This window comes from Flavobacterium sp. PS2 (assembly GCF_046250155.1).
Lineage (GTDB): Bacteria > Bacteroidota > Bacteroidia > Flavobacteriales > Flavobacteriaceae > Flavobacterium.
Map to the genome: position 1 here is coordinate 3,675,642 of NZ_CP176426.1, position 15,437 is coordinate 3,691,078.

Consider the following 15,437-nt stretch of genomic DNA (forward strand, 5'->3'; position numbering starts at 1 on the left):
GGTGAAAGTTGAATAGTGAGAGGTAAGATGAGAGCTTCAACTGAGACTGAGCACTGCAACTGAACACTTATATTAATAAATTGTAAAATGTTAAATAACTGATAATTGTCATATCGACGAGGCTGTTTTATGGTTAAATTTGAGAAACTAACATATAATCCAACTGTACGATGAAAAGAATATTATTCCCCACCGATTTTTCTGAAGTAGCTACAAATGCTTTTGTACATGCTTTAGAATTTGCAAAACAAGTTAAAGGAGAACTCGTTTTGTTGCACACTTTTGAGATTCCGGTTTACGACAGTCAGTTTTTCCCAGAAAATTTCGCAATAATATATAATTCATTAGAGTTGTCTAAATTCGAAATGTTTAAAGATCAGATTCCAAAACTTCGCGAAATTGCCGAAGGACGTAATCTGGATGATATTGTAATGAATCACCGCTTGATGGATGGTGATTTGGTTTACAACATGAAAAAAGCCATTAAAGAGGATAATATAGACTTTGTGGTAATGGGAACTTCTGGTATTTCGGGCTGGGAAAACTTTTTCTTAGGTACTAATACAGATGCTGTAATATCTGGGGTAGAAGTGCCTATTTTATGTGTTCCTGGAGAGTCTGAATTTAAGAAAGTAAAAACTATCGGATTTACTACACGTTATCGTGAGAAAGATAAAAAAGAACTTCATAAAGTTTTGGCTATAGCCAAAAAAATGAATGCCAAAGTTAAATGTCTGTATGTAAGAACTCAGAGTACTGATGTGTCTGATGCTACGATTAAAGAATGGGAAGCTGAATTTAAAGATGAGCCTATTCAGTTTTTGGTACTTCCATGTGAAGAGGTTAAAGAAACGATTCTGGATTTTGTTTTATATAAAGACATTGATGTTTTAGCGATGATTGCTTATAAACGTAGTTTTTTCGAAAGTTTGTTTCATCCTAGTTTTACTAAGAAATTAACAAAGGATATAGCGATTCCGGTTTTGATTATGCACGAACAATAGTTTTGAGTTGATTTCTAAATTCTGTAGCAGAGACGCAAAGAAAATTATTTTCTTTGCGTCTCTGCTACTTTATATAAATAAGTAGAAAGCTTTCATTGCGATGAGAAATTATTAATTATTTCCTAGTGTTTAAAGTAGTTATTTCGTCACTGTAAACTTATATTTGTATTTCAATATAATTTCTAAAAAAGGGATAATTACTTTAAATCAATGGAAGAATATAAAAAGAATGTTAGCACTTATTCAGATGCTTTAAGTGCAATTAATAAAAAATACAATAGCATTAGTTTATTACGACTTCTGAGTATTGTTTTCTGTTTGGTTTTAGGTTATTATTATATCAAAACAGATGCTACAGTATATCTTGTTTCTGCAGCTTTATTATTCATTGGTTTTATTGTTTTAATGCGTATTCATGCGAAGTTGTCTTTTAAAAAGAAACTTACAGAAACGCTTTTAAAGATTAATAAAAATGAAATTACTTTCCTAAAAAGAGAAAAATTGCCTTTTGAAAACGGACAAGAGTTTATCGATTTTCATCATCCATATGCTTATGATTTAGATATTTTTGGAGAACATTCTTTATTTCAAAGTCTTAATAGAACAGGAACTTTTGTTGGAAAGAAAACATTGGCAAATCAGTTATTACATAATTTAACTAATGACGAAATTACCAAAAACCAAGATGCGATACATGAACTTGAATCTAAGTTAGATTGGCGTCAGAAGTTTTTAGCGCTTGCAGTATTAGGACGAGATACTAAAGAAGCTTATCAGGCATTACTAAATTGGAAGGATGGTAAAAGTGCTCCTATTTCAAAAATGATGTCTATATTAATGTATGTTCTGCCAGCTACTTTTGGAGCGTTATTAATTGCTTATTTTATAACTTCAAATGTTACTTTTTTATCTTACATTACTTTTGCATTTATTCTGAATACGACAATTTTAGGTATGTTCTTTAAAAGAATTCAAACTGAAATTGCCAAAGCCGAGAATATTGATACAATTATCAAACAATATGGTTTATTGGTTAAGGAGATTGAAAACGAAACTTTTAAATCAGATAAATTAATTAAACTACAAAATAAGTTGATTTACAAGAATGCTAAAGCAAGTATTCATTTAAAACAATTGTCGGAGTTGTTTTCGAACATGGATACAATCAATAATTTTGTATCTGCTTTGTTGTTTAATGGTGTTTTTTTGTTCAATCTTCATGTTTTAAAAAATCTTTTAAATTGGAAAACCAATCACGCATCTGTTCTGGAAGAATGGCTAAATGTAATTGGTGAATTTGAAATGCTAAATAGCTTAGCCAATTTTTCTCATAACAATCAAGATTTTGTGTTTCCTGAACTGAATACAGATTTTAAAATTGGTTTTTCTAATCTAAATCATCCATTATTAAATCCAGAAACTAGAGTAGGGAATGAAGTGCAATTTTTCCCAGAATCGTTTATGATACTTACGGGGTCGAATATGTCTGGAAAAAGTACCTTTTTGCGTAGCTTGGGTATTAATATGGTTTTGGGAGGAATAGGTTCTGTAGTATGCGCAAATAAAGCTACAATGCATCCGTTGCCAGTTTTGGTTTCGATGCGTCTATCAGATTCCTTATCTGATAGTGAATCGTACTTTTTTGCCGAAATTAAGCGTTTAAAACAAATTATGGATGCACTGGAGGATAAGCCTGCTTTTGTACTCTTAGATGAGATTTTAAGAGGAACAAATTCCGATGATAAACGTAACGGAACTATCGAGGTTGTAAAAAAGGTAATTGCAAAAAAAGCAATTGGTGCAATCGCAACTCACGATATCGAAGTTTGCTTAACTACAAATGAATATCCTGAAATCTTAACGAATCAATGTTTTGAGGTTGAGATAAAAAATAATGATTTACATTTTGATTATAAACTCCGTGAAGGTATCTGCAAAAATAAAAGCGCTACTTTCTTGATGCAAAAAATGGGCGTGATTTAGGCGGAAAGATGGGAGAAGAAAGATGATAGATGCAAGAGAGTAGAGTTAAGAAAAAAGATATTAAATAATAGAGTAAAGACTACATGTAGAGTAAAGGCTATATTTGTTTTATTATCCTGAACAGACTCGAATAACGCATTTTTTTTACGGAAACTTGTCGTTCCGATGCAGGAGGAATCCCCACGAGTAACTCCATAATCTTTGTTGAACTGCTTGGGAAACTTTATTTTTCTTAGCTATACTTAACGAAGGAAAGGAACTTCAACAAAATAAAAAAACCGCAATTTCTAAAAGAAGTTGCGGTTTTTTAAGTATAAAAATGGTTGGTTAATAGCGTAATTGTTATGCAATAATAAGTATTATATTTGAATATCAAAAATCTAATATAACAAAAACATAATTAAATGTTAACTATTTAGCATTACCGGCATAACCAACATGGTTACTGTTTCTCCATCTTCTAAACCATCTACAGGAGTTAGGATTCCTGCTCTGTTTGGTAAAGACATTTCCAACATAATCATATCTGATTGTAAGTTTGTCAACATTTCGGTAAGGAAACGTGAGTTGAATCCGATTTGTAAGTCATCACCTTGGTAATCACAAGTCAATCTTTCTTCGGCTTTGTTTGAGTAATCAATATCTTCGGCAGAAACATTTAATTCTGCTCCAGCTATTTTCAAACGAATTTGGTGTGTAGTTTTATTAGAGAAAATAGCCACACGACGTACTGAACTTAAAAATAAAGAACGGTCAATCATTAACTTGTTTGGATTCTCTTTTGGAATTACTGCTTCGTAGTTTGGATATTTCCCATCGATTAAACGACACATCAAAATGTAGTTATCGAATGAGAAAGTAGCATTAGAATCGTTGTATTCGATTTTTACTTCAGCATCAGAAGCTCCTAAGATACTTTTTAAGATATTCAAAGGTTTCTTTGGCATAATAAAATCAGCAACTTGTGATGCTTTTACATCTGTACGAGCATACTTTACTAATTTGTGAGCATCTGTAGCAACAAATATTAATCCTTCTGGTGAAAACTGGAAGAATACTCCAGACATTACCGGACGTAAATCGTCATTACCAGCAGCAAATATTGTTTTGCTAATAGCTGTAGCCAAAACATCTGATGGAACTAGAGTAACCGAAGGCTCTTCTAGGTTTACTGATTTAGGGAATTCTTCTCCGGCTGCATATGCTAATGCATATTTTCCTGAGTTAGAACTAATTTCTACAGTATTATTATCTTCAACAGTAAATGTTAAAGGTTGTTCTGGAAATGTTTTAAGAATTTCTAGTAATAATTTTGCAGGTATTGCAACACTTCCTTTGCTCGTAGAATCAATCGCTAAAGTTGCAGACATCGTCGTTTCAAGATCCGATGAAGAAACTGTTAATTCATTATTGTCTAATTCAAATAGAAAGTTGTCTAAAATAGGTAACGTATTGTTACTATTGATTACACTACCTAAAACTTGTAATTGCTTTAATAAGTACGAACTCGATACTATAAATTTCATCTCTTTTGTTTTATTTTTTGGTATATATTTTAGCTTGGAAAATGACTAGAATACATTTTTACAAATATATCGTAAACAATCCTAGTATCCCAAATTTTTTATTAACATCTATTTGCTGTATTTTCTTTTACGAAGGAAAGTAAATACAAGCCCAAAGACCAATAATATTAGAATTGGTAGTCCGATAGTTATGAATTGCGTAATGGTATACTCTTGATAAACCTTTTCTTTGTCTAATAAAGGTAAATTAAGATCCTTGCTTCTAATGTTAATAAGTCCTGTGTCGTCTAGTAAATAATTAACACAATTCATTAAGAAATCTTTGTTGTCGTATAAATTTCCTGAACGTTGGTCGTAACCTAATTCTACAGGAGTTAAATTTTTATCCAGCTGATTGCGCACTATATCTCCATCAGAAATTACAATCATTTTGGTTGCTTTTCCTTTTGTTTGAAATGTTTTTTGTTCAAATGGTAAAACACGATTTTCGTACATCGAATGAAAATCACCTTCTAATAAAACTGACAGAGGGATATTTCCTTTGTTTATATAATCTTTTGGCGAAGCTTCTTCGGTTACTATATTCAAATTGATTTCGGCAGGAGTTCCAATTTTTTTAGAATAAGGTGATGATTGCAAAAGAACCGTTTTTTTAATACCATTTTTTAGGGTATCAATTGGGTTGGCAAAATCAAATTTTATCCCGCCAAGATTTTTTACAATCGGATGTCTGCTTTCAGGTTTAACTTGAGGAGCAAATTTCCAAATGAAATCCTGATATTGAGTTGCGCTTCCTTGTTCGCCCGTAGCCAGTTTAATTGGACTCCCTTGTTCGTCTTTTACCAAATCAGGGTTAATTCTGAATCCGTATTTAAAGAACATGTCATTAAGATTTAAATCTCTCGGGTAAGCCAGTGTAGCTCCAGATTGATTGTATAAACTATCCATTTCGGCGTTTACCTGATCTATAAGCCACAAAGTTTTTCCTCCGTTTATGATAAACTGATCAAGAACTTGTTTTTCGCTATCTGTAAATGCTTCGGTTGGTTTAGCAATAATAGCCAAATCATATTTTTGTAAAGCATCTAAAGTTCCAATTGGATTTTTTGCAACAGAATCTAAAGTAAATGGACCAATGTGATAGCTTTCGCGAATTTGCATCAGAAATTTTGCCATGAAAATCTCTTTCATTTCGCCATTTCCTCTTATTATTGCAACCTTTTTTTGTTTCTCTTTGGTAATTTTATTCAATGCATCGGCAATAGAATATTCTAAATGCTGTACAGAACCAATTACTTTTTGAGTAGTCGAAGCTCCCATTTGGTTTTTTAATAAAGGGATATTTACCTCTTTATTATTATAGACTGCAATTGCCCAAGGAAAAACCATTGCTTGCGATTGTTTTCCTTTATCATCTACAGTTATGTTTATAGGAGTAAGACCTTTGCGATATAACTCTTTAACCATATCCATGCTTTCGTCTTCGTTTTCCAGAGGATTAACGAATTCAAAAACAATATTTTTATTATAAGCCTGAAACTCTTCTAATAATTGCTGAGTTTCTTGTTCCAAACGTTTAAACTCGGCAGGTAAATCGCCTTGCATATAAATTTTTATAGACAACGGATTATGAACCTGTTTTATAATGCTTAATGAAGTTGGTGATAAAGTATATCTTTTGTCTTTTGTTAAATCAAAACGGTGAAATACAAATGTACCCGCAATATTTAAGACAATTAAAATTATAACCGTAATGAGTAACGTTTTTATATTTTTTTGAGAAGAAATTTTCATTACGATTTAAAAGATTTTAGTTGATATACAGTAAACGAAAGGAAAAGCACCGTTATACTTAAAAAATAAATTACATCGCGTGTATCGATAACGCCTCGGCTCATACTCTTAAAATGATTTTGCATTCCTAATGATGAAATCATATTCATGAATCCAGGAACTATAGTCGATAAACCTTCGAAACCAAAATAAAAGAAGAAGCATAAAAATACTGATATAATAAAAGCTACGATTTGATTTTCGGATAATGTAGAAGTAAAAATTCCGATAGCGGTATAAGCTGCAATCAGGAATAATAATCCAAAATACGAACCAATTGTACTTCCCATATCTATGTTTCCTTCTGGTAATCCTAAACTAGAGACTACTTTTACATATATAAATGTTGGAATAATAGCCATTATGATTAAAAGTAATGAACCAATAAATTTTCCGTTTACAATTTGCCAAATGCTCAATGGTTTTGTAAGTAATAATTCGATTGTGCCTTGTTTTTTCTCATCAGAAAAACTACGCATGGTTACTGCCGGAATCAGGAATGTTAAAATCCATGGTGCCAAAGTAAAGAATGGAGTAAGGTCGGCAAAACCAGTATTAAGGATGTTGTATTCTCCTTGAAAAACCCATAAAAATAAGCCATTACTAATCAGGAAGATTGCAATGACCAAATAGCCAATGGGAGATCCAAAAAAGGATTTTATTTCTCGTAAAACGATTGATTTCATATTTTAACGTTAATTTGTTTATTCGGGTATTCGTTGTATTTTGTTTAAAAGTTTAATGTTTAAAGTTTTCTAATCTGTGGTAGAAAAATTAACCGCAAAGTCCGCAAAGATTTCGCAAAGGTCGCAATCCCAATGCTTCGGGATGAAATCTTTTTAATCTTGATAATCTGTGGCATAAAAACTCATAAACTCTTTATTTTCCTTAATCTCTTAATGGTTTGATTTTTTTATTGTAGATTACTCAGATTAAAATATTTTTTTTCTCTTCTAATTAATCAAGTTTTTTTGATATAGCTTAATTTTCTTAATCTCTTAATGGTTCAATTTTTTATTTTAATATTGTCCATTCTTAAACCAATGAAACTAATTTGTCTACACTCCAGGCTTCGGGTTTTGCATTGAATAAGGCTTTGGTAAATGTCCAAACCGTATTAAAAAGTTCCGATTGCCTGTAATTTTCCAAGTCAGCTTCGGTTTCCCAATAACTATATGTGAAAAATATATTTTTATTGTCTTTGTCTTGATACAATTCTAAAAAACGATTTCCGGGAGCATTTCGTATTTTGTCTTTTACACTATTAAAATTTTCCATGAAAGCAGGAATTTTCTCTTCGTGAAAACTCATTTTTACTATTCTAACAAACATTTTTATAATTTTAGATTGAGAAATGGCTTATATGCGCGCAAAAATACCAAAATAGATTATTCTTTCTATTAATATTTTTCTTGTTATGAGAAACTATTTTTAAGAATCTAAAAGTTATTGGGATTAAACTCTAAATTTTGTTGGTTAATTCTTGAACTGAATTAAAATTGTATCACGATAATTAAGTCCTAGTAAACTATTTGCTGAACCAACTTTTGATGGATTACTTCTGAAAATAGCAATTTCTAGAAAACCTGCTTCGTTAAAAATAGCTAGTTTTTCTCCTTCATAAGTTTTGATAGGATATTTTTCGGAACTGGCTATTGCCGAGTAATTTGGTAAAATAGTTTTGATGCTTTTGGGTTTCATCACAATCTCATAAGGACGTCCTCGTGCGACTTCCAGAAATTGTCTTTTGGAAATATTAGTTACTACGTTACCAAAATGGTCAATATAGGATACATATCCTTTTAGCGAATTTCCATCGTTTCCTACTATCGACTGTAGTTCGGTTATTTGCTTGATGTTTTGTGTTTCTTTACCAATAACATTTAGCAAGCCACCTTTGGCGATATGACAGGCAACTTTTATAAAAACATCCAGATCGCTGGCATCACCTGGTAATCGGTCGTGTATATTAATGAAAACTATTTTTTGCGGAACAATCTTTTGCGTAAGCATACTTAATATACCATTATCGGCGCAAATAAAGTAATGATCGTTCCATTGCATGGCTATATGTTGGTTCTCTTTATTGCGCTCTATATCGACACCAATAAGGTGTACGGTTCCTTTAGGAAAACTAAAATAAGATGCACCAATAATATAACTAGCTTCGGTTGTATTAAATGGATCGATGTCATGTGAAATGTCTACAATTGTAGCTTCGGAATATTCGGATAATATTTTCCCTTTCAGCGCGCCTACAAAGTGGTCTTTTAAGCCGTAATCGGTAGTAAGGGTAATTATTGACATCATTTTGTTTATAACTATTGATAGTATTTAAATCTAATTTTCATTAAATTTGAGAAATGCAAAGCTAATAATAGTAAACGCAAAATGGAAGGAAAGAAAAGATAAATTGTATTTTAAAAATAAGTAAAATTATAGTAGTCTCAGTTTACAGTTGCAGTATTCAGTTTATAAACGAAATAGCATTTTTTTAAAGAAGTGAGATTTCGTTGAAAATATAAATGGTAACTGAAACTGAACACTGGGACTGAAAACTAAAAAAGAACCCGACAGCCATTTGATTTATAAAAAATTAATTTTAATTTAAAACTACCTCATTTGAACGAAAGAATAATCGAGCTAATAGACATCGCTCCAAAAGACTTTTGGGGCGCTCAAGACACTCATCTTGAAATAATTAAAAAGTACTACCCAAAGCTTAAAATAGTAGCGAGAGGGACGACTTTAAAGGCGTTTGGCGAAAAAGAAGTCTTAGATGAATTCGAGAAAAGATTTCAAAGATTGATGCTTCATTTTACCCGATACAACAACATTGATGATAATGTAATTGAACGTGTGATTATGAGCGATGGTCAGGATGAAAAAAAGGCATACGATCATGACAAAATATTAGTTCATGGAGTTGCTGGTAAAATTATCAAGGCCATGACGCCTAACCAACAATTATTGATAGATACCATTAAAAAAAATGATATGGTATTTGCTGTTGGACCAGCTGGAACAGGAAAAACGTATACGGGTGTTGCAATGGCTGTTAAAGCACTTAAAGATAAAGAAGTAAAAAGGATCATACTTACACGACCAGCAGTAGAAGCAGGGGAGAACCTCGGATTTTTACCTGGCGATATGAAAGAAAAACTAGATCCATACATGCAACCTCTTTATGATGCTTTGCGCGATATGTTGCCAAATGAAAAACTAGAGGATTACATTTTAAAAGGAATTATCCAGATTGCTCCACTTGCCTTTATGCGTGGGCGTACACTAGATAATGCATTTGTAATTTTGGATGAAGCACAAAACACAACACATTCTCAAATGAAAATGTTCCTGACCCGTATGGGGAAAAATGCTAAATTCATGATTACAGGAGATCCTGGTCAGGTCGATTTACCACGCCGAACTATTTCTGGACTTAAAGAAGCTATATTGGTTCTTAAAGATGTAGAAGGCATTGGTATTATCTATCTTGATGATAAAGATATTGTACGCCATCGATTGGTGAAAAAAGTAATTGATGCTTACAAACAAATCGAAAACAACGATTAATCCCATGGAATGGTTCTTGAAAAATGTCAAATGTAAATCGTAAAATGTGTTTTGATATTTAATGATATTCGTTTTATACATCTCTTTATAGAAATGCATAAAACGAATATTTTTTTTGAATGACTTAGTTAATTTATGTTAAGGAAATAGTAAAGTTTAACTTATTTCTTCCGTATTTATCGGTTTTCTTTGCTTCCCATTTTACAAAGCGATAAATTTGTAAATAATAAATATTTGATACTCAATATGAATTCAGAATCTAAAAAAATTAAAGTAGTCATTACCGATTTAGATGGTACATTACTTAATCCAGACCATAAAGTTTCTCCTTATACAAAATCAGTTTTTCAAGAACTTTACAACCAAAAATATCTTATTATAGTTGCTACAGGGCGCCATCATCTAGATGCAATGGGAATTATTGATACCTTAGGGATTCCTGTTTATCTGGTAAGTTCTAATGGAGCACGTATACACTCGCCAGAAAAGAAAGAACTTTTTGCTTTTGATATTACAAGCGATGTTGTAAAATCGGCTTTAAGCGCAGATATCGACCCAGAAATTACAACAGTTTTATTTAAAGAAAACGTTTGGCTTACTAATAGAATGAGCGAAAAACTGAATGCTTTTCAGGCTGATTTAGTTTATCACCCAGAATTAGTCGATTACTCCACATTAGAAGATTATAAAGCCATAAAAATATTTTTCACACATGATAACCATGAAAAATTGGTTGCATTAAAAGATGTTATCTTAAGTAAAAATTCAGATGTTTTGCATCATGCTTTTAGTTTACCAAACTGTCTTGAGTTTATGGATAAATCTGTAGATAAAAGTGTAGCAATTGCAAAAGTTCTAGAATTAGAGAATGCTACTTTTGATGAGGCTATTTCTTTTGGTGACGGTTTTAACGATTTAAAAATGTTATCTTCTACAGGAAAAGCTTTGATTATGGGTAATGCCCCTCAGAATTTAAAAAATGAGTTACCACATATTGAAGTTATTGAAACGAATAGAGAAGATGGTGTAGCAAAATATTTATCCGAGAATGTTTTGGGCAAAGTTTCGGTTACGATTTAAAATATAAATATAGAGGAAATCCATTTTTGTCCGCTTTACGGTTAATAGTCTAAGTTTTATCCATAATATTGTCTTTCTGACGCAGGAAGAATCTCCGCGAGTAGCTCGCTAAGATTGTCTATAATGGAACGCGGATGAGACGGATTTGCTAAAGCGAAAACATGGATAAAACGGATTTTTAATCATTGCGACCTCTGCGTAACTCTTTGCGATCTCTGCGGTTATTTTTTAGCCACAGATTATCAAGATTAAAAGGATTCCTAACCTTTGCGTAACTCTTTGCGAACTTTGCGGTTAATTTTTTTATTACAAATTAGAAAGATTTTTTTAATTGCTTTCAAAGTGTATTTTTGTGTTAATCAAATAACATAAAAATGACTAAAAATATCTTTGTACTTGCTTTCTTAGCTTTTTCAATATCTGGGAAAAGTCAAAGCCTGAAGCTTGAAGAAATCATGAAAGGGGATTCTTTTACAGGTGTCCAACCGACTAATCAGCATTGGAGCTTGGATGGAAAAAAGATTTACTTCGATTGGAATCCAAATAATGATTTAGGTTTAAGTACTTACTATTGGGAAAAAGGAATGACCAAACCTGCATTGGCTCAGTCAAAAGAAGCAGCTTTTTCGCAATTGGATTTTAAAAGAAATGGAACATCGGATATAGTTTATTACATCGATAATGGCGGTTTATATTCTTACTCTATAAATAATAAAATTTCAAAAAAAATATTCCAGCAATCGAGTCCGATTTCTAATTTAGAACTAGGCTTTGAAGCTGGAATTTTGTTTTTTCAGCAAAATGATAATTTGTTTAAATGCAATACCAAGGAAGGTACGATTGTGCAAATTTCAAATTTTAATAGCGGAGACAAAGCTGAGAAGGAATCAAATAAAGATTCTTTTCTGAAAACACAACAAAAAGAATTATTCCAATTTATTAGAGACAAAGAAGCTAAGAAAGAATGGAATAAAGCTAAAAAGAATAGCGTTAAATCTGATTTCCCTAAAGGATATTACTATGGAAAAAAAGATGAATTACAAAGTCTTAAAGTAAATCCAAATGGAAATTTTGCAACATTTAGTTTAATTGAAAAATTGGATGTTAAAAAAGAAACAATGGAAGTTTTTATAACAGCAGATGGTTATAATCAATCGCCAGAAACGAAAGAAAAAGTTTCGGTAGATAATTTTGTAAAGACCAAATTCGGAATTTATTCAGTTGCTAAAGATTCGGTTTATTTTGTCAATTTTTCTACTTTAAGTCATATTCAGGATGTTCCTAAATATTATGATTCGTATGAAAAGCTTAAGAACAAAGAAAAATCAGATAAGCTAATTACTGTTCAGGCTCCAGTTTATAATGCCAGTGGTTCATTGGCTATAGCCGAAATAAGAAGTCAGGATAATAAAGACAGATGGCTAATTAGTCTTGATTTAGACAAAGGAACTTTTCAGGAAATTGAGCATCAGCATGACGAAGCCTGGATTGGTGGACCTGGAATTCCTTCTTATGTTTTCGATTCGGGAACTTTGGGATTCCTTTCGGATAATGAAACTATTTACTTTCAATCAGAAGTTACAGGATATTCTCATTTATATACTTATAATTTAAAAACTAAAAAGAAAACACAACTTACTAATGGTAATTGGGAAGTAAGAGATGTGAGTTTATCAAAAGATAAAAAGACTTTTTATTTAACGACAAACACAACTCATCCAGGTAATAGAAATTTTTATAAACTGGCTGTTGCCAATGGTGTTCTTGAGCCGATTTTAACCAAAGATGGTGCACATGAAGTAAGTTTATCTCCAGATGAAAAAACATTATTAGTACGTTATTCTTATAAAAACAAGCCTTGGGATTTATACATTGCCGAGAATAAGAAGAACGCAACATTACAACAAATAACGTCTTCGACTACTGAGGAATTTAAAAAATACCCTTGGAGAGAACCTGAAGTAATTACGTTTAAGGCACAAGATGGCACTACTGTTTATGCGAGAATATATACTCCAAAAGCAGAGAAGTCTAATAAAGCAGCTGTGTTATTTGTTCATGGAGCGGGGTATTTGCAAAATGCACACAATTATTGGAGCAACTACCACAGAGAGTATATGTTTCATAATATGCTGACGGATTTGGGTTATACTGTTTTGGATATTGATTATAGAGGTAGTGATGGTTATGGTCGTGATGTAAGAACTGGAATATACCGTTTCATGGGTGGAAAAGATTTGTCTGATCAAATAGATGGAAAGAAATATCTAGTTGATAATTACGGAATCGATGCGAATAGAGTTGGAATATATGGTGGTTCTTATGGAGGTTTTATCACTTTGATGGGAATGCTTACAACGCCAGGAGAATTTGCTTCGGGAGCGGCATTGCGATCTGTTACCGATTGGGCTCATTACAATCATGGTTATACAGGTAATATTCTTAATTTTCCTGAAACTGATCCTGATGCTTACAAAAAAAGCTCACCGATTTATTTTGCAGATAACTTAAAAGGGAATTTATTGATGCTTCATGGTATGGTTGATGATAATGTAGAATATAAAGATATTGTACGTATGTCTCAACGTTTTATGGAATTAGGTAAAAAGAATTGGAGTCTTTCGTCATTTCCTGTAGAAGCACATGGATTTAAAGAAACCTATTCCTGGATTGATGAATACGATAGAATCTTGAATTTATTTAATACAACACTTTTGAAAAAATAAGTTTAGAGTTCTAGTTATTCAGTCGCAGTTCCAGTATTCAGTCGCAGTACGTAAACTGTGACTGAAAACTGAATACTTTCTTGCTTGCTCTTTTAAATAGTTTTAAATTTGCATTCATAAAACACGAAACAACACAACACAACAAATAATAATGAGCAATACAATTACAACTACTAATTTTAATTTTCCAAATCAGAAATCGGTTTATCGCGGAAAAGTTAGAGAAGTTTATAATATCAACGATGAACTTTTGGTTATGGTTGCTACAGACAGGCTTTCGGCTTTTGATGTAGTTTTACCAAAAGGGATTCCTTATAAGGGACAAATCTTAAACCAGATTGCGACTAAATTTATGGAACTTACTCAAGATATTGTTCCTAATTGGTTAATTGCAACACCAGATCCAAACGTAGCTGTAGGTCATTTATGTGATCCTTTTAAAGTAGAAATGGTTATTCGTGGTTATGTTTCTGGTCATGCTGCTCGTGAATATGCTGCTGGGAAAAGACAAATATGTGGGGTAACAATGGCCGAAGGTTTAAAGGAAAATGATAAATTTCCGGAGCCGATTATTACACCAACTACAAAAGCTGATAATGGATCGCATGACGAAGATATTTCTCGCGAAGATATTTTGGCTAAAGGAATAGTTTCTGAAGAAGATTATTTGGTTTTAGAAAAATATACGAGAGCTTTATTCCAGAGAGGAACAGAGATTGCTGCAAGTCGTGGATTAATCTTAGTAGATACTAAATATGAGTTTGGAAAAACTAAAGATGGTGTAATTGTTTTAATAGACGAAATTCATACTCCGGATTCTTCTCGTTATTTTTATGCAGAAGGATATCAGGAAAGACAAGATAAAGACGAAGAGCAAAAACAATTATCTAAAGAGTTTGTTCGTCGTTGGTTAATCGAAAATGGGTTTCAAGGACAAGAAGGACAACAAATTCCGGATATGACTGATGCTTATATCGAATCTGTATCTGAGCGTTATATCGAATTATATGAAAACATTCTTGGAGAAAAATTCGTTAAAGCCGATATTAATAATATTGACGAACGTATTGAGAAAAACGTAATAGCTTATTTGAGTAAATAATATTTTACTTTAAAATAGATTAAAAGAAACCCCGCAATTTAAAGTTGCGGGGTTATTTTTTGCGCTACTGTTTGCCTTCTTGAATTACTTTTAAATTTTGAAGGCCAGTTTCGAGTTGTTCTCCAAGCATTTGATCCATATTCATAAATGCTAACATTAAATTCATAGGATACGGAGATCTACCATCAAATCCCCATTTTACTTTAGTTTGTGTTGGAGAAATGGCTTCTGTTGTCATATAAGCCATATCGGTAGATTCAAATGGAATTTTAAAACGAAGTTCAAATTCCAATCGTTCACCTGGAATAATTTTTTTTATTTCCTGTTCTCCCTTGCCTACGTTTTTATCCTTGCTTTCCCAACCAGCTATTGCGCCAACGGTACCATCGGTTCCAGTAAAAGTTTTCTTCATTGCAGGATCTAACTTGGCCCAAACACTAAAATTATCTTGATTTTTTAAATATTTCACATAATTAAAGATACTATCTTTTGGTTTATTTATAGTGACTTCTCTTTCTACATGATATTCATTTGGTAAAAATAGAGCGACTATTAATGCTAGTATTACAATACTTAAAATTGCGAGAAGAATTTTTTTTATAACTTTCAT

Annotated in this window: 12 protein-coding genes; 6 read left to right on the forward strand and 6 right to left on the reverse strand. The window is 32.0% G+C overall.

Annotated elements, in window-relative coordinates; translation table 11 throughout:
* The first annotated feature begins 170 nt into the window (after positions 1-170).
* Both ACJ6WR_RS16200 and ACJ6WR_RS16205 read left to right on the forward strand, forming a co-directional pair.
* Positions 171-1,004: a universal stress protein gene (locus ACJ6WR_RS16200; protein WP_409415824.1), complete on the forward strand. Its 834-nt coding sequence runs from the start codon at positions 171-173 to the stop codon at positions 1,002-1,004.
* Between the two features lie 210 nt (positions 1,005-1,214).
* Positions 1,215-2,987 (forward strand): MutS-related protein, encoded by a 1,773-nt coding sequence (locus ACJ6WR_RS16205; protein WP_409415825.1) that lies wholly within the window; start codon positions 1,215-1,217, stop codon positions 2,985-2,987.
* Between the two features lie 407 nt (positions 2,988-3,394).
* Here the strand turns inward: ACJ6WR_RS16205 and dnaN are convergent, their stop codons facing one another.
* From dnaN to ACJ6WR_RS16230, 5 genes are all read right to left on the reverse strand, one after another.
* Complete coding sequence (gene dnaN, locus ACJ6WR_RS16210) at positions 3,395-4,513, reverse strand: DNA polymerase III subunit beta (protein WP_039114927.1); 1,119 nt, start codon at positions 4,511-4,513, stop codon at positions 3,395-3,397.
* A gap of 108 nt (positions 4,514-4,621) precedes the next feature.
* Complete coding sequence (gene gldG, locus ACJ6WR_RS16215) at positions 4,622-6,307, reverse strand: gliding motility-associated ABC transporter substrate-binding protein GldG (protein WP_409415826.1); 1,686 nt, start codon at positions 6,305-6,307, stop codon at positions 4,622-4,624.
* The gene (gldF, locus tag ACJ6WR_RS16220; RefSeq protein WP_409415827.1) at positions 6,307-7,032 is read right to left on the reverse strand and encodes a gliding motility-associated ABC transporter permease subunit GldF; all 726 of its coding nucleotides are present in this window, start codon (positions 7,030-7,032) and stop codon (positions 6,307-6,309) included. The genes gldG and gldF overlap by 1 nt, the downstream gene beginning before the upstream one ends.
* A gap of 349 nt (positions 7,033-7,381) precedes the next feature.
* Positions 7,382-7,678, reverse strand: coding sequence for a putative quinol monooxygenase (locus ACJ6WR_RS16225; RefSeq protein ID WP_039114923.1), 297 nt, complete (start codon positions 7,676-7,678; stop codon positions 7,382-7,384).
* A 144-nt stretch (positions 7,679-7,822) separates the two neighbouring features.
* Positions 7,823-8,653, reverse strand: coding sequence for an S-adenosyl-l-methionine hydroxide adenosyltransferase family protein (locus ACJ6WR_RS16230; protein ID WP_409417934.1), 831 nt, complete (start codon positions 8,651-8,653; stop codon positions 7,823-7,825).
* Positions 8,654-8,968: 315 nt separating this feature from the next.
* On the opposite strand from ACJ6WR_RS16230, the gene ACJ6WR_RS16235 reads away from it, so the two are divergent.
* The 4 genes from ACJ6WR_RS16235 to ACJ6WR_RS16250 all read left to right on the forward strand — a co-directional run bounded on the left by ACJ6WR_RS16235 (position 8,969) and on the right by ACJ6WR_RS16250 (position 14,827).
* Positions 8,969-9,919, forward strand: a complete 951-nt coding sequence (locus tag ACJ6WR_RS16235; protein WP_409415828.1) for a PhoH family protein — start codon at positions 8,969-8,971, stop codon at positions 9,917-9,919.
* Between the two features lie 246 nt (positions 9,920-10,165).
* Positions 10,166-10,999: a Cof-type HAD-IIB family hydrolase gene (locus ACJ6WR_RS16240; RefSeq protein ID WP_409415829.1), complete on the forward strand. Its 834-nt coding sequence runs from the start codon at positions 10,166-10,168 to the stop codon at positions 10,997-10,999.
* A gap of 374 nt (positions 11,000-11,373) precedes the next feature.
* Complete coding sequence (locus ACJ6WR_RS16245; RefSeq protein ID WP_409415830.1) at positions 11,374-13,725, forward strand: prolyl oligopeptidase family serine peptidase; 2,352 nt, start codon at positions 11,374-11,376, stop codon at positions 13,723-13,725.
* Positions 13,726-13,876: 151 nt separating this feature from the next.
* Complete coding sequence (locus ACJ6WR_RS16250) at positions 13,877-14,827, forward strand: phosphoribosylaminoimidazolesuccinocarboxamide synthase (protein ID WP_039114916.1); 951 nt, start codon at positions 13,877-13,879, stop codon at positions 14,825-14,827.
* Positions 14,828-14,891: 64 nt separating this feature from the next.
* Here ACJ6WR_RS16250 and ACJ6WR_RS16255 read toward each other — a convergent pair whose 3' ends face one another.
* Positions 14,892-15,437: an SRPBCC family protein gene (locus ACJ6WR_RS16255; protein ID WP_409415831.1), complete on the reverse strand. Its 546-nt coding sequence runs from the start codon at positions 15,435-15,437 to the stop codon at positions 14,892-14,894.

What these genes read in the sequence shown, in the direction of transcription:
- gldG (WP_409415826.1), bottom strand. Translation starts at nt 6,307, where the DNA reads ATGAAAATTTCTTCTCAAAAAAATATAAAAACGTTACTCATTACGGTT.
- ACJ6WR_RS16245 (WP_409415830.1), top strand. Translation starts at nt 11,374, where the DNA reads ATGACTAAAAATATCTTTGTACTTGCTTTCTTAGCTTTTTCAATATCT.
- ACJ6WR_RS16255 (WP_409415831.1), bottom strand. Translation starts at nt 15,437, where the DNA reads ATGAAAGTTATAAAAAAAATTCTTCTCGCAATTTTAAGTATTGTAATA.
- ACJ6WR_RS16240 (WP_409415829.1), top strand. Translation starts at nt 10,166, where the DNA reads ATGAATTCAGAATCTAAAAAAATTAAAGTAGTCATTACCGATTTAGAT.
- ACJ6WR_RS16200 (WP_409415824.1), top strand. Translation starts at nt 171, where the DNA reads ATGAAAAGAATATTATTCCCCACCGATTTTTCTGAAGTAGCTACAAAT.
- ACJ6WR_RS16230 (WP_409417934.1), bottom strand. Translation starts at nt 8,653, where the DNA reads ATGTCAATAATTACCCTTACTACCGATTACGGCTTAAAAGACCACTTT.
- dnaN (WP_039114927.1), bottom strand. Translation starts at nt 4,513, where the DNA reads ATGAAATTTATAGTATCGAGTTCGTACTTATTAAAGCAATTACAAGTT.
- ACJ6WR_RS16205 (WP_409415825.1), top strand. Translation starts at nt 1,215, where the DNA reads ATGGAAGAATATAAAAAGAATGTTAGCACTTATTCAGATGCTTTAAGT.
- ACJ6WR_RS16225 (WP_039114923.1), bottom strand. Translation starts at nt 7,678, where the DNA reads ATGTTTGTTAGAATAGTAAAAATGAGTTTTCACGAAGAGAAAATTCCT.
- ACJ6WR_RS16250 (WP_039114916.1), top strand. Translation starts at nt 13,877, where the DNA reads ATGAGCAATACAATTACAACTACTAATTTTAATTTTCCAAATCAGAAA.
- gldF (WP_409415827.1), bottom strand. Translation starts at nt 7,032, where the DNA reads ATGAAATCAATCGTTTTACGAGAAATAAAATCCTTTTTTGGATCTCCC.